Genomic DNA, 18597 nt, shown 5'->3' with positions numbered 1-18597 from the left:
AAGACACACCCTTTCAATGTTCTCCATTGGTCGGATGTGTCTTTCGTCATCTATATTTGATTCAAAGATTATTGGCCGCTCTTCAATTCCGTCCAAAGGCGATCATACAATTGAATCTTGTCACCTACGTCAGCCAACCACTCCGTACGGTTCATTTCCTCGTCCGTTAGGTTGATCATCGGGTTCTCATTGTATTCTTTACTATGATGAGGCTTCGCTGCTGCAATTGGATTGCTGTAGCCGATAGCTTCATAGTTCGTTGCGCTGTTTTGAGGATCCATCATAAAGTTGATGAATTTCTCAGCCAACTCTTTATTTTTCGCTCCCTTAGGAATAGCGAAATTATCAGAGAAAATCGTGCTGCCTTCCTTCGGTACAACATAAGCGATATCAGGATTTTCAGCTGCTGCAAACGCCGCATCACCAGACCATAGTGTTCCGATCCAAGCTTCTTCTTGAATCATTTTCTGCTTAATGCTGTCTGTATCGAATGCCAACACGTTTGGAACAAGCTTACGCAAATCATTCACAGCTGCGTTGATTTCTGCATCATCGCGAGAGCTGTTGGACTTGCCAGCTTTCTTCAAAGCCATGCCGATAACTTCGCGGTTGTCGTCAAGCAATAGCACTTTGCCTTTGTAAGCTGGATTCCAAAGATCTTCCCAGCTATCTGGCACTTCTTTAATGTACTTCTTATTGTACGCGATACCTGTAACACCAGACATATACGTAACCGAATGCTTGTTGTCTGGATCGTACTCAGGGTTCTTAAACTTGTCCGCCAAGTGCTTGAAGTTAGGAATGTTATCCTTATTCAACTCTTCCAATAGACCCTGCTGTACCATCGTAGCAACCATGTAGTCGGATGGTTGGATCAAGTCGTAGTTAGCACCACCAGCTTTGATCTTTGCCAACAACTCTTCATTGTTTGCGAAGTACGTATAGTTGACCTTCACGTTGTTCTCTTTTTCAAACTTCTCTATCATTTTTGGATCAAAATTATCTGCCCATCCATACAAGTTCAATGTTGGTTGGGAGGAACCGCCTGTACATCCAGCTAGAACTGTAAGTGCCAGTATTCCTGTCAGTAAAAGTGCAATCCATTTTTTGTTCAATTCAAAATACCCCTTTCTGATCCGTAACTTTGGTTACTTAATTTCGTACGACCTGCTTCGTTAGAATGCAAACACAGCTGCTCCATGCACCTGACCGTAACTTTAGAATGGCAGCATATTGCCGCGCTTATCACCATTACCACGGTTAACAAGCCATTGCGCCGCAACAATTAGCGTCACACTAACTACGATTAGAATCGTACACAGCGCATTAATCTCTGGAGAGATGCCACGTTTTACTGAGCTGTAAATATATATCGGAAGGGTCGATGATTCTGGCCCCGCCACAAAATAACTAATCATAAAGTCGTCAATTGACAGCGTGAACGCAATAAGCGCTCCTGCAATAATACCCGGCCAGATCGTCGGCAATGTAACATAGCGGAACGTCTGCCAAGGCGTTGCTCCCAGATCTGATGCCGCCTCTTCCCATTGCTTACCCAAATTAGCTAAGCGTGAAGTGACGATGACATATACATAGGAGATGCTGAACGTAATATGCGCAATAATTACTGTCATCTTCCCGAGGTCAATCTTTAGCTGACTGAACAGAATCAACAGCGACAAGCCCATAATGATATCAGGAACGATAATTGGCAAATACAACAAACTGTTCAACGTCTTTTTATGCTGCATCTTGCGAATCGCCAATGCCACCATTGTGCCTAACACTGTCGAGACGATTGTCGAGACAAGCGCGATAAACAAGCTGTTCTTTACAGCCGTCATCACATTATCGTTCTGGAACAACTTAATGTACCAATCAAATGTGAAGCCGCTCCAATTGGTGCTCATCCGCGAATCATTGAACGAGAACACGACAATAAGCAGCACAGGAATATAAATAAAAGCGAGCATTAAGAAGGAGTGGATCGACAACAACGGATGTTTCTTTTTCGACTGTGCCGTCATCATGCTTTCGCCTCCCTCGACGCATCATACTTGGAACGCATCGCACGGTTAAAGAGACCGATAATAATCATCGAGCTAATGATAAAAATAACCGACAACGCAGAGCCGAACGGCCAATCGCGCGCCCCAAGAAATTGATTTTGAATAATGTTACTAAGCATTTGTGACTTCGCGCCACCGAGAATATCCGAGATGACATACATCCCCGTCGTCGTAACGAATACGAGCACACTGCCTGTCATAATTCCCGTCTTTGTTTGTGGCAAAGTAATATGCCAAAATGACTTCCAACGGCTTGCGCCCAAGTCACTTGCTGCCTCCAACAAGCGCTTATCCATTTGCTCCAACGCAACATAGATGGGAAGTACCATATACGGAATAAAGGTGTACACCATACCGAGGATTACAGCTCCATCCGTGTACAACAATTGCAATGGCTCCCGTATAAGCCCAATATCGAGCAATAACGAGTTCACTATACCTTGTGTGCGAAGCAGAATGACCCATGCGTAGGTACGAATAAGGAAGTTAATCCAAAATGGTATCGTAATCGCAATCAGCCAAAGCTTCTGTGCACGAGCACTGACCGTCGTAATATAGTAAGCCAACGGATAGCTTAACAATAGACAGAGTACGGTTGATATAAGCGATACCCAGATCGTATCCCAATATATACCCAGATATAACGGATCAAAGAACCGAGCATAATTATCAAAGTTAAAGTTCCAAATAATATTTCCTAAATTATCCCGCTGCATGAACGAGACGACAACGACAGCAGCCATTGGAATAATGAGAAACAAGGATAGCCACAATACAACAGGTGCAACAAGGCCGAAGGTACGTTTATTCATCGACCGACTGTCACCTCATCTTGATCGTTCCAGTGCAGCCCTACATGCTGTCCAAGCTTCCACTCGCGATTGTCTGTAAAGTCCAATGCACTTGTAACCGATGTCTGTTCATCATCCAAGTGAACGACTAGCTTATGAATATTGCCCAAATACAAAATATCTTGGATAATTCCGTTTTTTCGTGCTCCTTCCAGCTGTTCACTGACACGAACCTTTTCTGGACGAACAGTATATAAACGTTCTTCTTCATGGAAAATGTTATTTTCGCCAATAAAAGTAGCTGCAAACAACGTCTCCGGGCGTTCATACACTTCGCGAGGTGTACCGATCATTTCGATACGTCCCGAGTTCATAATAACAATGCGATCAGACATCATCATCGCTTCTTCTTGGTCATGAGTAACATAAACGAACGTTATACCTAAGCTGCGTTGCAACTGCTTAAGTTCAGCCTGCAAGTTTTTGCGAAGCTGTAAATCAAGCGCACCCAACGGCTCATCTAGCAAAAGAACTTTCGGCTTATTTGCAATTGCACGAGCAATTGCTACACGCTGCTGTTGTCCACCAGAAAGCTGGTGCGGATAGCGCTTTGCAAGCGGTGTAAGCTGCGTCAGACGAATCGCTTCCTCGATACGAACACGCTGCTCAGCAGCATCAATCTTTTTCATTTTTAGACCAAACGCAATATTCTCCTCCACCGTCATATGGGGGAAGAGCGCATAATGTTGAAATACTAAGTTTAAGTTCCGCTTATTCGGCGGCAATTGTGTAACATCTTCTCCATCGAGACGAATTTCGCCAGAAGATGGTTGTTCGAAACCGGCAATCATACGAAGTATCGTTGTTTTCCCGCATCCGCTCGGACCGAGCAGTGTCAGAAACTCCCCCTCATCAATTGTCAGAGACAAGGGATGTACAACGGGTTGCCCGGCAAAATGCTTTTCTACATTTTCCAGATGAATCATAAACAATCAACCCCTTCCCGTCATCCGTAGACAACGTACATAGCTATATCATAAAAAAAAGCCATATCCATTGGTATGGCTCCAAAGTGTACATTAATTTTTTGCATATTCAATATACATCGTTTTGACATCTGTTACAACTAGTTTTACGTAATTTCGACATATCCATACGTGAAATTTCACGTAAATAACGTTTTTATCCCATATAACGGCTAACTATCCTCTATTTTAACCGAAAAATGCACAAAAATGAACCGCCCATTGAGTTGACACTCATAAGCGGTTCGTTTCTGGATCGATTTGGAATTGTTATTTTAGCTCAAATTGTAGCTGTACATTTACTTGTATTTTAACTTGACCTGCTTGAGGGGCACTCGGCGCTACCTTAGCCATTTGGTCATTAGCCATTTCAGCTACAGCTAATCGTGGTATTGAGAAATCACTGCCTGTTTCGGAAATTGTAAGGACTTGACCAAGCTGACGACCACTCGCTTTTGCTAGAGCCTGAGCCTTTTTCGTACCATTAGCCACTGCCTTTTCTAAAGCTTGCAACTCTAGGCTCTCGATGTTCTCGATACCAAATGAAATATCGGAAATATCATTTGCTCCTGCTTTAGACACCACATCAACAAGGTCGCCAAGTTGACTCAACTTGCGGTAGCTCACTTTTACTTGATGTCTTGCTTCATACCCTACTATTTTAGGCTCCTGATTCTCTTTATAGGAGTATTGAGGTTGAACACTAAACTGGACCGTCTTCACATCTTTGTTATCTACACCATGACTCGTCAGCGCCTTTTTCACCTTATCGAACTTCTCAGCGTTAAGCTTCTGAGCCTCATCTGCTTTGTCAGCTTTGGTAACCACGCCTAATACCACGTAAGCAATATCAGGATCTACCTCAAGCTTACCTTGACCTGTAACGGAAATAACGTTTCTGTTCACATCTGTAGCCACAGCGGCAGAAGCCGTACCCGGCTGAAGCTGCACAGAAGTCACGAATAATGCGGCACATAGTGCCACAGCCACCATAGTACGCTTCCAAAGTTGATGCATAACAAACCCCTCCAAGTGTAGAATGTTTATGATTCTTGTCTCCTAAACGCAAAAAGAAGTAAAATGTTGCACCACGTTATGAAAATGATGGAATCTATTTATATTTCTCCCCAATCACTCCGCTCGATAAGACAACACTTTAGACTTGGCCATAACTTCCTCATATTCATCTGCTACCGTAGAATCCCATGTAATGCCTCCGCCAACACCATACACAGCTTGTTTCGTCTCCTTATCAATTAACACCGTCCGAATCGCCACGTTGAACAACGCTTGCTGATCAGGTGTAATCATCCCAATTGCCCCGCAATAAATATGACGAGGCTCGTCCTCTAGCGAATCAATAATCCCCATTGTACTGATCTTAGGAGCCCCTGTAATCGATCCACAAGGGAACATAGCGCTAAACAACTCGAACAAAGTAGTGTTCGGCTTTGTCTTTGCTTCCACTGTAGATGTCATTTGATACACAGTTGGATAAGGTTCGATTTCAAATAATTTTGGAACTTTCACGGAACCTACTGCTGCTACTTTGCTAATATCGTTACGGAGCAAATCGACAATCATCAAATTTTCCGCACGGTTCTTCTCGGACGCAGCCAATTCCTCTTTTTGCTGTTCATCAGCCATTCCAATTCCACGCGGCGCTGTTCCCTTCATCGGTTTCGTTACAATGGTTTCTCCGTCCCAACGGAAAAACAACTCCGGCGAAACCGATAAAATCCGATAACGACCCAGATTTAAGTAAGCGGAATAATTCCCTTTTTGGGCGGCCTTCAGATGCTCATAATAAGAGCGATCATCACCTTCAAATTCAGAATGAAACCGAATGGTATAGTTGACTTGATACGTATCTCCGCTTGCGATAGCGTTATGTATTTGTTTAATACCGTCCTCATACTTGCCGTAATCTGTAGAGGGCTTCCATTCTGACACCTGGTATGGTAACTGCTGATGCGATTTTACTGCTGTCGGCTTGTCGTAAATCCCGAACCACAACAAAGGGAAATCGCTATTGGTTGATTTTACTTTGTAATGAGCGTGGAAAGCAGGCGCACTTTCATAAGAAACATAACCGACAACATATTTCTCTTGCTTCATCGCTGTCTGCACTTGTTCGAATACAGCTTCCACTTCTTCTATTCGCTTCGTTTGCAACACTTGCAATGGACGCTCAAATACCAACGTTTCTTGATCGAAATCCATCACGATGTAAGGTACATGCTCCATCTCCACCTAAAAACACTCCTAATATTCAACAATTTCAAATTTCTTAAATACTATAATAACTAACAAAAAAGCGCTGAAACAAGAGGTTCCGTTCCCCTTGCCTCAGCACCCTGACTATTTGCATCGTATAAACGTCTACATACAAACTACTTTTACAACTTCATTCGTCCATCCCATCTTAAAATCTCTTTTAAAATGAGAAATGTTATTCCTTTTGTGCCGACAAAGAAGCAACAACATTCTGAATCATCTGAACTCCTGCATTATGACGCAGCGATAAAATGGATTCCGGATGGAACTGCACCGCTGTAATCGGAAGTGAATGATGACGTACTGCCATGACTACTCCATCCTCGGACATCGCGGTTACATCTAGACATTCCGGCACCGTATTAGCGTACAGCGAATGATAACGACTGACTTCGATTCCACTTTCTAGACCGTTCCATAGATGGCACGGCTTAACGAAATCTAGCACAGTACCCTTACCATGCTGCGGATAATCTAGTGTACCCAACGAGCCACCAAAGTACTCTACAATGCCTTGCAGACCAAGACATACACCGAATATCGGAATATTGCGCTGCAAACATAGCTCAATCGTTTCGCTCAGCTGAAATTGCTCTGGTCTGCCTGGACCCGGTGACAATACAACAAGATCAAAGGATTGTTTCGTGAGCTGCTCTCTAGCTGCCGAAGAGCGATACGTAATGACGTCTGCCCCCGTCTGTTTAAAATAATTACCTAGCGTATGCACAAAGGAATCCTCATGATCGACGAGCAAAATACGCTTGCCTTTACCGACCTGAATATCAGCAGGGGGAGCTTCCTTCTTCTGATTCCACCCACGGATTGCTTTCACTAGTGCCGCAGCTTTCGTTAACGTTTCTTCCTCTTCCAGCTCTGGAATTGAGTCGTATAACAACGTAGCGCCAACTCTAATCTCAGCCATTCCATTTCTTATGCGAATCGTACGCAGTGTTAATCCTGTATTTAAATTACCATTGAAACTGTATACACCTACAGCTCCTCCATACCAGCCACGAGGCGACTGCTCGTGCTGTTCAATCCATTGAATAGCCGCGCGCTTAGGCGCCCCTGTTACAGTTACTGCCCACATATGGGTCATAAAGGCATCCAAGGCATCATACTGAGGTTCTAAATAACCTTCTACATGATCTACGGTATGAATGAGATGGGAATACATTTCTAATTGCCTGCGCCCGATAACACGGACAGAACCAGGCTTACAAATACGAGACTTATCATTTCTATCCACATCCGTACACATGGTCAGCTCCGCTTCATCTTTAGCAGAATTGAGAAGTTCACGTATGTTGTTCGCATCTTCAATAGCGTTGCTGCCACGCTTGATTGTACCTGATATCGGACATGTCTCAACCCGACCGTTCTCAACGCGGACATACATCTCTGGGGAAGAACCGACAAGCATCTCACTTCCCAAGTTTACGATAAATCCATAAGGGCTAGGATTCAATTCCTTTAGGCGTAAAAAGATTTGCGAAGGACTGTCGTAACAAGGCTCATACAATGTTTGAGAGGGGACAACTTCGAACATATTCCCGACTCTAAATTCCTCGATGGCTACACGAACTAAGTCCGCATACTCGCCTGATTTATATTCAACATTCACATTTGGATTAGTAGTTTGGGTTGGAACAGCAGGTGTAATTCTAGGTAGCCCAGCAGTCATCTGGCCATCGACTTCGAACTCGTAAGACATGCGATAGGCACAAGACATCTGGTGATCCACGACAACTAGCTCATCAGGAAGAAATAGGATAATTTCTGAGTCACCTTCTTGGCGTTCATGCTTACTGGCCACCGGCTCAAGTTGAAAGACGAGATCGTAACCAAAGGCACCGTATAAACCTAAAAAAGAATCATCTTCGTAGTAGAATAAGTTCTTAATTTGTCGCAGCACTTGGAAAATAGATGGCTGGCTCGTTCGCTCTTCTTCGTTAAAAGGGGTGTCTGTTTTTAATATGCTGCCCTCAATACGCTCCGTTGTTCTTATCACTTCGATCGTATCAAGCTGCAAGAGCGCTCGATAAATAGCTGGCACGAGCACCTCGCCACGCTCATTCAATGGCTCGATATAGAATCGCGGCCCTGAAGATCGCAGCTGCAAAGAAGGATGAACAAACCCCATATCCCAGCGCGAATACCTTCCTGGATATTCATAAGAACTGGAATAAAGCGCACCTCTTGCACCATCAATCTGGCTCAAAATGCTATGAATCGCTTGCTCTTCTTCTACCATTTCAATGGTACGGTACACCTGAATATTGCCTTTCGTCTTGTAGGACTGCTGCTTAGGGTTGTAAGTGATGTGGGATAAAATACTACTCATAATGTTGGCCTCCGTTTCTGAACAGAGGAGAACAGGGTAGTCTCAGTGGAGAAAAAGATATGCATTTTTTAACTCTTCACTCAGCTCAACTCAACCTGTCTCGTCTCATCTAAACTAATCTAAACTATCCTCATCATATCATCGCCAACTCAGACTCACAATACCATTAACGAATAAACCAAACATTTCTCGGTTTCCACATTAATTCCATAGATTGTGTAGATTTCACCTTATTTTAACGTGCACAACACGCGCTATAATTTGATTTTATAGAGGAGCTATATATATGGGCTGTATTCTAAAGTTTTTCTAAAGAAGGTTGATTATGGTCATAAGATCAGTCATGATGTACATAGGAAAACGTTACAGTTACGTTAGGTTTCGCCTTCATAAATATACGCAAGCTCACCAAAGATCTACCCAGCAACTACGCATTTCTCTTACTTTTATATCCATTCCCTCGATCGGCATTGCCGTTAAGTCAACTAGGTTTATTATGTCCGAATCCGCCATACCGATTACGATATGAATATGATATGAATATAAAGAAACCCGCCTGCACAAGACAGACGGGCCTATTTAATCGTTCTATTAGTTATCTAATTCTTCCTTGCTTACCAAAGCAACCAAAGCAGCTACCGCTTGGTCTGCATCAGCACCATCAGCAGTGATCGTAACAGAAGTTCCAGAGCTGATCGCGAGACTCATGATACCCATGATGCTCTTCGCGTTCACTTTCTTATCTTCTTTTTCAACAAAAATATCAGAGGAATATTTGTTAGCCTCTTGAACGAACAAAGCTGCAGGTCGAGCGTGTAAGCCTGTCTTCAGTCGTACAACAACTGGTTGTTGAGCCATGCGTACTATACCCCCTACTTAAATTCCGATTATTATTTGTAATCTTTATTCTAACATACCTAAATGTTACTTTTCTTGCAACAAATCTGTTCAATTTATCACATTATAGCATTATTATAGCGTTTTCACTAGCGTTAAGTCGCTAACTATTACGAATACGCTCCGCCAATTCATCAAGCTTACGCAATCGGTGGTTAACCCCCGACTTGCTGACCTTCCCCTTCAGTAGTTCTCCGACTTCTTTTAGATTAATATCCGGATGTGCTAATCGAACCTCAGCTACTTCCTTCAACTTATCTGGCAAGCTGTCGAGCCCCACTTTGCTCTTGATCAACTTGATATTATCAATTTGACGAACGGCTGCGCCAATCGTCTTATTTAAGTTTGCCGTCTCACAGTTGACGATTCGGTTTACCGAATTGCGCATATCGCGCATAATGCGAACATCCTCAAACTTAAACAAGGCTTGATGAGCGCCAATAATGTTCAAGAACTCGATAATCTTCTCGCCTTCCTTGAGATACAACACGAAGCCTTTCTTCCGTTCAATAAATCGAGCGTTTAACTCAAATCCATTGGCAAGATCGACAAGCGCTTTGCAATGCTCTTCGTACATCGAGTAGATCTCTAAGTGATAGGACGACCCTTCGGGGTTATTCACCGATCCTCCTGCAAGAAACGCTCCTCGCAAGTAAGCTCGCTTACAGCAATTGTTTGCCAATGCTCGCTTATCTATACCATCCGTGAACATAAAACCTTCCGAAACGATATGCAGATCTGTTAACATCTCCTGCACAAAAGCAGGTATCCGCACAATATAAACATTGTTTTTCTTCAGGCGCATCTTTTTACGCACCAGCAATTCGGTATGCACTTGATAATGCGCCTTTACTAGTTTATATATACGCCGCGCAATTGCGGCATTTTCTGTCGACACATCAAGTATTACTTTACGGTTAGAAGATAACTGGACCGAACCATTCATACGCATAAGCGCTGACAGTTCCGCCTTCTCGCAGCACCCGTCCCCTTCAATTAGCGTTAATTCCTTCTTGGTCTGTGCCGCGAAAGACATCGTCCATTCACCTCTTTCGTAACATCCAATTTTCCACCAACTGATATATATGGTGGCTTAATTTATCCGCATCATGTCTCAAATACGTACGGAAAAGCACTAAGGAATCAGCAATAACTTGATATCCACGGCTTTTCACCTCTTCAAGATCCAAATGAACGGCGCGAGCGCCCTTCTCAGCATACTTATCCTGTACTTGAGGCGGAATTTCACCATCGTTCACGATGATATAGTCAAATAACTGATGACCAATATGTTCTTGAATCGCATCCAAATGGTCACCTACTGTGTAATTGTCGGTCTCGCCAGGCTGAGTCATCACATTACACACAAATAGCTTTACTGCCTGCGAATTTAATACGGCTTCTGCCAATTCGGGCACTAGTAAGTTCGGCATAATACTTGTATACAAACTGCCAGGTCCAATCAGAATCGCATCCGCTTCCTTCAAAGCCTGAACCGCCTCTGGCAGCGCACGAACATCGTGCGGCTCAATGAAGACGCGCTTGATGCGTTTGCCTACCTTAGGGATATTGGACTCGCCTTCTACAATTGTTCCATCTGCCATCTCCGCTTTTAACAAAACAGCTTGATTAGCAGCAGGCAGCACACGACCTCTAACAGCTAGGACACGGCTTAGCTCTCTGACGCCAGCAACAAAGTCACCTGTAATATCCGTCATTGCAGCCAAAATTAAATTACCTAAGCTATGACCTGCAAGGCCACTGCCTTGATGAAAACGGTACTTCAACATCTCAGACAAAGAGGGCTCAACATCAGCCAGTGCCGTCAATACGTTGCGTATATCACCTGGCGGAGGCATTTGCAGCTCACTGCGTAAAATGCCTGAACTGCCTCCGTCGTCAGCTACTGTTACGATAGCGGTAATATCGAGCGGTTTTTCTTTCAGTCCGCGCAGCATAACGGATAAACCAGTTCCTCCACCCATAACGACAATACGCGGTCGATTGCGCGTTTCTTCCAAGTCTCCATCCTTATGCGTCATCGCAGCGACCTCCTGTTAGTGACGATCCCTCTCAGAGTCACGATGGCTCACACGTACGACTTCCGTATCACTTGAACCAATCATGCGTCCCAAGTATTCGGCGATAGCCACTGAACGATGTTTGCCGCCTGTACATCCAATACCAATGACTACTTGTCCCTTGCCCTCTTTCTGATACTGTGGAATTAAGAAATTAAGCATATCCAACAGCTTCTGAAGAAAGGCTTGGGTCTCAGGCCATTTCATCACATAATCGTACACTTCAGCATCCTGCCCCGTCCGAGGGCGGAGAGCATCTACGTAATGAGGATTGGGTAAAAAGCGCACATCAAATATGAGGTCTGCATCTATCGGCACTCCATACTTAAATCCGAACGAAGTTACGTTAATCGGCATAACTTGCTGATTTGTATGGTTGAAGCGTGAAATAATGCGTTCCTTAAGCTGTGCAGGCTTCAAGTTGCTAGTATCGATGACTTGAGTCGCCCAACCCTTCAATTCTTCAAGCAATTTGCGTTCCTGATGGATCCCATCAAGCGGCATACCATCTGGAGCAAGGGGATGACGTCGGCGGCTTTCCTTATATCGACGTACAAGTACACCATCTGTGGCATCCAAAAATAAGATTTCACAACTAATCGTATAATGATCTCGAATATGATTTAATGATTCCGATAAGGCCGTAAAAAATTCCCGCCCACGCAAGTCGATAACTAGCGCTACCTTGCCAATCTTTCCTTTTGATTGCTCGATAAGTTCTGCAAACTTCGGAATTAAGACAGGGGGTAAATTATCCACACAAAAGAAACCCAAATCTTCTAGACTCTGCACCGCGATCGTCTTCCCCGCACCAGACATGCCGGTAATAATGACTAGTTTCGCTAATGCAGTTGTTTCCGTTGATTCATTCATCGTTCGTCCCCTCCTTGTCCGAATCGATTACGAACCGAATCTGATTCAACACATACCTATAGCATACAAAATCAAATTCAACTGCAAAACATCACACTATGAACGAATAAACAATCCAGCTGCGCCGATCATTCCTGCATCGTTTCCTAGTTGAGCTGCTTCGATCGTAACACCACGCGTAACAGGCTCAGGTGAAAATTTCATAAACGACTCACGGATCTGCTCGAATAAGAATTCGCCCGCCTTAGATACACCGCCGCCGATAATAAAGCGCTGCGGATTCAATGTCACTGCTACAGCGGCCATTGACTTGCCGATATAGTAAGCAGCACGACTTACGATGCGAATTGCCACTTCGTCTCCTGCTTTAGCAGCATCGAATACATCTTTTGCTGTAATAGCTTCTTCCAGCAATGACAAGGATGTCCGATCTCCACGTTTAACTGCATCATCAGCCATACGAATAATGCCTGTCGCGGAAGACACTGTCTCCAAGCATCCCATCTTGCCACAGCCGCATTGAATCGCTTCCAAATCTGGAATAACCGACATATGTCCAAGTTCTCCAGCAAGTCCGTTAAATCCTTGAACAATCTTGCCATCGATAATGATTCCGCCGCCTACACCTGTTCCAAGTGTATAGCATACGCAGAAATCGATACCTTTGCCTGCTCCGCTCCATACTTCACCCAATGCCGCTACATTCGCGTCATTGTCAATTTTAATCGGCTTGCCCAAACGTTCTTCTAATATGGAACGAATCGGCACATCCTTAAATCCTACATTGGGCGCTAGCAAGATAACGCCTTCCTTCACATTCGTGAACCCAGCAACACCTGCGCCGACTCCAGCAACCTGACTCCAATCGTAGGGTGATTCCTCTACGATCTGACGAACATATTTCTCGATGTTATCGATTACCGCTTCAGGACCTTTCGGCACTTCAGTTGGACCCTCAAAAACTTGCAATAGATTTCCTTCTGCATTTACGAGTCCGACCTTAATTGCCGTTCCTCCCAAATCGACACCCACGTAGATTTGCTCAGACATGCGTCATCCACCTTTTATTCATAATCGTATGGTACTTCTGTACCCAATATACGCGAACCCACTAGTGAGGTCAAGAGAACCCACTAGCTGAACGCATAGAGACGGAGCCACTACGACTCCGTCTAATCTTGATTGTCATCCATAAATAAAAAACCTATCTATAACATAAATATTACCTGTTAATGCTAGTTATGCCATTACAAGCTTTTGCTCCAGTCATGCACCATATTACCTTCAAGATATTTCTCGCAATCCAAGGCAGCCTGACAGCCTGATCCTGCAGCCGTAATCGCTTGACGATACTTCGTATCGAATACATCGCCTGCAGCGAAAATACCTGGAACGCTAGTTTCTGTTGTTCCTGGCGTAACAACGATATAGCCGTTCTCATCAAGATTCACATGACCACGCAAGAAGTCTGTGTTCGGCTTATGACCGATCGCTACGAATAGACCATCTGTCTCAATAACGCGCACTTCACCTGTCTCGTTGTCTTTAACACGAAGACCCGTAACACCCATACCCGTTGCTTCTACTTCGATTGGCGTTACATTGAGATCCCAGCTAATTTTACTGTTTTCACGAGCACGATCCTGCATAATTTTAGATGCGCGCAGTTCGTTACGACGATGCACCAATGTAACACCAGAGCCGAAACGAGTTAAGAAATTAGCTTCTTCCATGGCGGAATCTCCACCACCAACAACGACGATCTTCTTATTGCGGAAGAAGAAACCGTCACATGTTGCGCATGCACTAACCCCTTTACCCAAGTTCTCTTGCTCACCAGGAATGTTCATATATTTAGCAGAAGCACCTGTCGCTACAATGACAGCCTCCGCAACAATCTCGCCAATCCCTTCAACTTGCAGCTTAAATGGACGCTCAGACACGTCTACGCCTGTAACCCAGCCTGTTTTAAAAGTCGTCCCGAAACGCTCAGCTTGCTTGCGCATATTGTCCATCAATTCTGGACCCATAATGCCCTCTGGGAAGCCTGGGAAGTTCTCTACATCTGTCGTTGTAGTCAACTGTCCGCCTGGTTGAGGACCTTCGATAACGAGCGGCTCCATGTTCGCACGTGCCAAGTAGATAGCTGCCGTATAACCAGCAGGACCTGTTCCGATTACGACAACTTTGTGTATTTTTTTCTCCATTGTAACTTCCTCCTATTAAAAAATATTCTTCTCATATATCATGTTTATCAGAAATATCGCATTTTCGTAAAGCTAGCTTGATAATTGAACGTACGTATATGCAGCTGGCACAACACACTTCCCAGTAAGTTAACTACTACTGCGTAACATTCATCGTATCAATTTCACTTACTTCATCCATTCGCTTTACATGCTTGCTTATTGTGGCTGAAGATGTCCCATACCGCTCCGCCAATTGTTCCAAAGTAACGTCGCATTGATACAGCTGCGCTACTCGGTACTCTAGGGCAGCCGACCAAGATTCCGCTTTTTGAAGTCGAGGGACGTCAGGATACAGCTGTGTCAGGAATTCAATCCACATCGTCTCAACATCATGGAGCATAAATACATTATATCGTCCTTGCATGTGTGACTCTGTAGTTGTGAGAACCTTCTGCCACACCTCTTTCCACTCTGGCAGATGATTAGCTAAATGGTTGTTCGATTGGCTAAGCTCTTCACCTTGCAGCTCGAACTGAATCGGCCCTTCAACACCCATCTTGCGCAACATATAAAAAGCAACCTGCTTCAAATATAGTTCTTGTGCCGGATCAAGCAGCAAGCTGTGCAATGCTTCCTTTGCTTCTTCATCATGAAGCATGTGAATCGCCTGCAATGCTTGAAGCTTCGTTCCTGTTTCTCCAAAGCGCAACGCCCAGAACAAGGAGGACCGCACGAGCGGATCCGTCTTCAACTGCTGCTCCCAAGCCGTTTCAAGTGCTGCTGCATCATCTCGTCCAACAGCTTGCAATCCTTCTGGCGACTTGAAATGTAACGTATTCATCTGACGCTTCAGCTTCTGCTCTTGTCGGCGTCTTTCTTCCTCATAAGGGATACGATAATGATAGCTTGGCATAGGATCTAGCTTGCCATCCACTACTTGCTGCAGCTGCTCAATATAGTAAGCAGCTACACCTGACTCATTATCCAATCTTCGACATGTTGCCCACCAACGACCAGCTTCATCATAACGATTCACGTGGCATGCTGCTACTGCTGCGTAATGGTATACACTTGCATCGCTAACTGCCCCTTTTATTATGATTCGCTTCAAATGGCGATAAGCTTCACTATGCTCACCTAAACTTCCCATCGTTGTAGCCAACTTAAATGCGTGCTCTTGATGGAATGGCTCCGTCTTAGATAGGACCTGTACAAGATCAGCTACACGAGCATCATTACCCGCATGTTTTTCGAAAATAACAAGATTGCATAGTGCATGTAGATTCCCGCTATCTCGATCTAGTACATTTTCCAATGTGGAGACAGCCTCGTCAAAGCGTCCCATATAGTAATAAGCAAGGGCTAGATTGTTCCAAGCCGCCAAGTAATCTGGATCCTGCTCCAGAACTTCAAGCAGCATTCGTTCCGCTTCAGTGAACTTGCCTTCTTCTAATAAAGCACGAGCTCGTTCATGGCTGATCTCGGATTCATTATCAGAGTAGAGGTTCTCTTGCTCCTCAACCGCATCATCATCCAACTCCAACTCTTTGGACGAAAATGATTCAGATAACTGTGCTTTCATTCCTTTAAGACGCTCAGCTTTAGATAGTACAGGCTGGTTAGAATGGCGCATATCATTCATCAGCATCTGCAGCATCTCTTCTGCTTCCTCCGCATAAGCTCCATACGGATCTTCCTTTAAATAGTGCCGCAGCAAAGATTCTGCCTGCTCAAACTGCTCCAAATACGCGCAATTATTTGCCATATAGTAAAAACAATCTGTCATCTCAGGCTCCACATGATGGACGACATGTTCAAGGATTCGATTCGATTCCTCAAATTGCCCGCTCTCAGCAAGAACGCCTGCTAGATTACATTGATGTAAAGGGTTGTCTGGTTCACATTGTACGGCCTTACGAAAATATGTTAACGCCTTGTCGTAACGCAGCCGCTCTAACGCCTTCATTCCACGTTCTGCATACGCTGCGCCATCCACCGGAAACGCAACAATCTTCGCAGTAGATACAAGGTCAGTTCCGGTTGATTGTGGCTTATTATCTGCCATCGCCAAGGCACCTCCTAACTGTAACTAGTGTTAATTTGGATAGTACAATCTCCAGTATAACACAACGACAGTTATTTCCCTCAATTACTGTAAGGGAACCGAAAGGAAGGCTCATCACCCCTTTACATCTCTTTATCTAAACAACAACTAACAGCTACCTGACACACTTAATTAATACTTATTTTTAATTTATAATTATTATTATCATTATACCCCCTTACCCTATATTTCGCAATCGGTCATTTGTAGATTTTAGGGATAAAAAAACACAGATCCTCTATTAGCCGCTTTCGAACGACTAGAGGTCTGTGTTTGTTACATATAGCTTATAAGTAATGACTAACATAATTACTTCCTTTTACTCAACTTATTGTTTATTCCTTCACTTTACCCAATTCACTATAGGTATCACGACGAGGCTTGGCATGTCGATGGGATATTTCAGACAAAACTGTATTAAAGCTCACTTTGCGTTCTTGTAACAACACAAGCAGATGGAACATCAAATCGCACACTTCACTAGTTAGCTCTTTGGCATCATTATTTTTAGCAGCAATAATGACTTCGGCCGCTTCCTCACCGATTTTTTTTAATATTTTATCTAGTCCCTGATTGAACAAATAAGTTGTATATGCTCCTTCTGGACGTTCACGCTCCCGCTCCACAATCGTTCGAGCTAGCTGTTCCAGAACATGAACAGATTCAGATTCCTCATCAACAGCATCGGCCACAACTGGTTGAACTTGTACCTTTAGCTGCTTATTGGGCGCCTCCTGCTTGAATACGCCCTGCTCGTCTTTACCGGAATCAGTTCGTTCTTCCTCATCAAAGCAAGTATATGTCCCCGTATGACAAGCTGGCCCATTCGGGTTGACTTGGATGAGCAGCGTGTCGCGATCACAATCTACGGCAAGCTCCACAATACGCTGTGTATTGCCGGAAGTGGCTCCTTTATGCCACAGCTCTTTCCTGGAACGGCTCCAGAAGACCGTTTCTCCTCGTTCCAATGACAACTCCAACGATTCACGATTCATATAAGCCATCATCAGTACGGCCTTTGTTTCTGCATCTTGTATAATTACAGGTAGAAGACCTTGCTCATTCCAACGAAGAGATTGTACCCAAGCCTCATTATCTTCGATTAATGCTATCTGTTGAAGCTTCATCGCACTGTCACTCCCTTTTCGCGCAGGCGCCCTTTCACTTGTGCAATCGAGATTTCTTTGTAATGGAAAATAGATGCCGCCAAGGCTGCATCAGCTCCGCCCGAGGTTAATACCTCATCAAAATGTTCCACTGCGCCTGCACCACCAGATGCAATAACTGGAATGGTAACGGCTTGTGAGACTGCCTGAGTAAGCTTCACATCAAAGCCATCCTTCGTGCCATCCGCATCCATACTCGTTAACAGTAGTTCTCCAGCTCCGAGCTGAGCAGCCTCCTGCGCCCATGAAATAGCTCGAATTCCAGTTGGTGTACGTCCGCCATGTGTATACACTTCCCAGTCCTGCCATTCCTCATTGAACCTCGCATCAATCGCTACAACGATACACTGGCTGCCGAACCGTTTCGCACCTTCTGCAATAAGCTCTGGTCTAAGCACTGCGGCAGTATTAATTCCAATCTTATCTGCGCCTGCCCGCAGTAAACGCATCATATCGTCTGTCTTCGAAATGCCGCCTCCCACAGTGAAAGGAATCGAAATACTTCCCGCTGTTTCGCGTACAACATCAATCATCGTTGCTCTACCCTCTACAGAGGCCGATATATCTAAAAAAACAAGCTCGTCTGCACCTTCAGCATCGTATAGCGCGGCTAATTGCACTGGATCTCCCGCATCTCTTAGCTGAACAAAGTTAACGCCTTTTACAACACGACCGTCCTTTACGTCCAGGCAAGGTATAATTCGCTTCGCTAACATCCCCGGCTTCTCCTCCCCTCTAAGCGCAACAACTCAATAATTGTATGACTATTCATCTATTTAAC

The 18597-nt window shown here is 44.3% G+C and carries 16 protein-coding genes; all 16 read right to left on the bottom strand.

What is annotated here, in order from left to right; genetic code table 11:
- Positions 1-68 precede the first annotated feature (68 nt).
- Entirely contained in the window at positions 69-1115 is a 1047-nt protein-coding gene (locus FPZ44_RS19175) for an ABC transporter substrate-binding protein (RefSeq protein ID WP_144992845.1), read from the bottom strand.
- A 102-nt stretch (positions 1116-1217) separates the two neighbouring features.
- Positions 1218-2030 carry an ABC transporter permease gene (locus tag FPZ44_RS19170; RefSeq protein ID WP_144992843.1) on the bottom strand — a complete coding sequence of 271 codons (813 nt, stop codon included), beginning with the start codon at positions 2028-2030 and terminating at the stop codon, positions 1218-1220.
- Positions 2027-2881: an ABC transporter permease gene (locus FPZ44_RS19165; RefSeq protein WP_144992841.1), complete on the bottom strand. Its 855-nt coding sequence runs from the start codon at positions 2879-2881 to the stop codon at positions 2027-2029. The genes FPZ44_RS19170 and FPZ44_RS19165 overlap by 4 nt, the downstream gene beginning before the upstream one ends.
- On the bottom strand, positions 2878-3846 hold the full coding sequence (locus tag FPZ44_RS19160; protein WP_144992839.1) for an ABC transporter ATP-binding protein: 969 nt from the start codon (positions 3844-3846) through the stop codon (positions 2878-2880). The genes FPZ44_RS19165 and FPZ44_RS19160 overlap by 4 nt, the downstream gene beginning before the upstream one ends.
- Before the next feature lie 309 nt (positions 3847-4155).
- Positions 4156-4902 (bottom strand): SIMPL domain-containing protein, encoded by a 747-nt coding sequence (locus FPZ44_RS19155; RefSeq protein ID WP_144992837.1) that lies wholly within the window; start codon positions 4900-4902, stop codon positions 4156-4158.
- A 114-nt stretch (positions 4903-5016) separates the two neighbouring features.
- The gene (gene pabB, locus FPZ44_RS19150; protein WP_261378455.1) at positions 5017-6132 is read right to left on the bottom strand and encodes an aminodeoxychorismate synthase component I; all 1116 of its coding nucleotides are present in this window, start codon (positions 6130-6132) and stop codon (positions 5017-5019) included.
- Between the two features lie 205 nt (positions 6133-6337).
- On the bottom strand, positions 6338-8506 hold the full coding sequence (locus tag FPZ44_RS19145) for an anthranilate synthase component I (RefSeq protein ID WP_144992833.1): 2169 nt from the start codon (positions 8504-8506) through the stop codon (positions 6338-6340).
- Between the two features lie 591 nt (positions 8507-9097).
- The gene (locus FPZ44_RS19140; RefSeq protein WP_028594383.1) at positions 9098-9364 is read right to left on the bottom strand and encodes an HPr family phosphocarrier protein; all 267 of its coding nucleotides are present in this window, start codon (positions 9362-9364) and stop codon (positions 9098-9100) included.
- 142 nt (positions 9365-9506) lie between these two features.
- Positions 9507-10439, bottom strand: coding sequence for a DNA-binding protein WhiA (gene whiA / locus FPZ44_RS19135; RefSeq protein WP_144992831.1), 933 nt, complete (start codon positions 10437-10439; stop codon positions 9507-9509).
- A gap of 7 nt (positions 10440-10446) precedes the next feature.
- On the bottom strand, positions 10447-11445 hold the full coding sequence (locus FPZ44_RS19130) for a gluconeogenesis factor YvcK family protein (protein WP_186786147.1): 999 nt from the start codon (positions 11443-11445) through the stop codon (positions 10447-10449).
- A 15-nt stretch (positions 11446-11460) separates the two neighbouring features.
- Positions 11461-12357 carry an RNase adapter RapZ gene (gene rapZ, locus FPZ44_RS19125; RefSeq protein ID WP_144992828.1) on the bottom strand — a complete coding sequence of 299 codons (897 nt, stop codon included), beginning with the start codon at positions 12355-12357 and terminating at the stop codon, positions 11461-11463.
- 96 nt (positions 12358-12453) lie between these two features.
- Positions 12454-13407: an ROK family glucokinase gene (locus FPZ44_RS19120; RefSeq protein ID WP_144992826.1), complete on the bottom strand. Its 954-nt coding sequence runs from the start codon at positions 13405-13407 to the stop codon at positions 12454-12456.
- A 197-nt stretch (positions 13408-13604) separates the two neighbouring features.
- Complete coding sequence (gene trxB, locus FPZ44_RS19115) at positions 13605-14564, bottom strand: thioredoxin-disulfide reductase (RefSeq protein ID WP_418789192.1); 960 nt, start codon at positions 14562-14564, stop codon at positions 13605-13607.
- A 136-nt stretch (positions 14565-14700) separates the two neighbouring features.
- Positions 14701-16611 (bottom strand): tetratricopeptide repeat protein, encoded by a 1911-nt coding sequence (locus tag FPZ44_RS19110; RefSeq protein WP_144992824.1) that lies wholly within the window; start codon positions 16609-16611, stop codon positions 14701-14703.
- Between the two features lie 374 nt (positions 16612-16985).
- Complete coding sequence (hisIE, locus tag FPZ44_RS19105) at positions 16986-17777, bottom strand: bifunctional phosphoribosyl-AMP cyclohydrolase/phosphoribosyl-ATP diphosphatase HisIE (RefSeq protein WP_144992822.1); 792 nt, start codon at positions 17775-17777, stop codon at positions 16986-16988.
- Positions 17774-18532 (bottom strand): imidazole glycerol phosphate synthase subunit HisF, encoded by a 759-nt coding sequence (gene hisF, locus FPZ44_RS19100; protein WP_144992820.1) that lies wholly within the window; start codon positions 18530-18532, stop codon positions 17774-17776. The genes hisIE and hisF overlap by 4 nt, the downstream gene beginning before the upstream one ends.
- Positions 18533-18597 lie beyond the last annotated feature (65 nt).

Source organism: Paenibacillus agilis (assembly GCF_007786455.1).
In the GTDB taxonomy this organism is placed as follows: Bacteria; Bacillota; Bacilli; order Paenibacillales; family Paenibacillaceae; genus Paenibacillus_B; species Paenibacillus_B agilis.
This window is presented reverse-complemented; position numbering and strand designations above follow the sequence as displayed.

Bases quoted from the DNA above. Each gene is read 5' to 3' on its own strand.
- FPZ44_RS19170 (WP_144992843.1), bottom strand. From the start codon at position 2,030: ATGATGACGGCACAGTCGAAAAAGAAACATCCGTTGTTGTCGATCCAC.
- FPZ44_RS19165 (WP_144992841.1), bottom strand. From the start codon at position 2,881: ATGAATAAACGTACCTTCGGCCTTGTTGCACCTGTTGTATTGTGGCTA.
- FPZ44_RS19160 (WP_144992839.1), bottom strand. From the start codon at position 3,846: ATGATTCATCTGGAAAATGTAGAAAAGCATTTTGCCGGGCAACCCGTT.
- FPZ44_RS19155 (WP_144992837.1), bottom strand. From the start codon at position 4,902: ATGCATCAACTTTGGAAGCGTACTATGGTGGCTGTGGCACTATGTGCC.
- pabB (WP_261378455.1), bottom strand. From the start codon at position 6,132: ATGGAGCATGTACCTTACATCGTGATGGATTTCGATCAAGAAACGTTG.
- FPZ44_RS19145 (WP_144992833.1), bottom strand. From the start codon at position 8,506: ATGAGTAGTATTTTATCCCACATCACTTACAACCCTAAGCAGCAGTCC.
- FPZ44_RS19140 (WP_028594383.1), bottom strand. From the start codon at position 9,364: ATGGCTCAACAACCAGTTGTTGTACGACTGAAGACAGGCTTACACGCT.
- whiA (WP_144992831.1), bottom strand. From the start codon at position 10,439: ATGTCTTTCGCGGCACAGACCAAGAAGGAATTAACGCTAATTGAAGGG.
- FPZ44_RS19130 (WP_186786147.1), bottom strand. From the start codon at position 11,445: ATGACGCATAAGGATGGAGACTTGGAAGAAACGCGCAATCGACCGCGT.
- rapZ (WP_144992828.1), bottom strand. From the start codon at position 12,357: ATGAATGAATCAACGGAAACAACTGCATTAGCGAAACTAGTCATTATT.
- FPZ44_RS19120 (WP_144992826.1), bottom strand. From the start codon at position 13,407: ATGTCTGAGCAAATCTACGTGGGTGTCGATTTGGGAGGAACGGCAATT.
- trxB (WP_418789192.1), bottom strand. From the start codon at position 14,564: ATGGAGAAAAAAATACACAAAGTTGTCGTAATCGGAACAGGTCCTGCT.
- FPZ44_RS19110 (WP_144992824.1), bottom strand. From the start codon at position 16,611: ATGGCAGATAATAAGCCACAATCAACCGGAACTGACCTTGTATCTACT.
- hisIE (WP_144992822.1), bottom strand. From the start codon at position 17,777: ATGAAGCTTCAACAGATAGCATTAATCGAAGATAATGAGGCTTGGGTA.
- hisF (WP_144992820.1), bottom strand. From the start codon at position 18,532: ATGTTAGCGAAGCGAATTATACCTTGCCTGGACGTAAAGGACGGTCGT.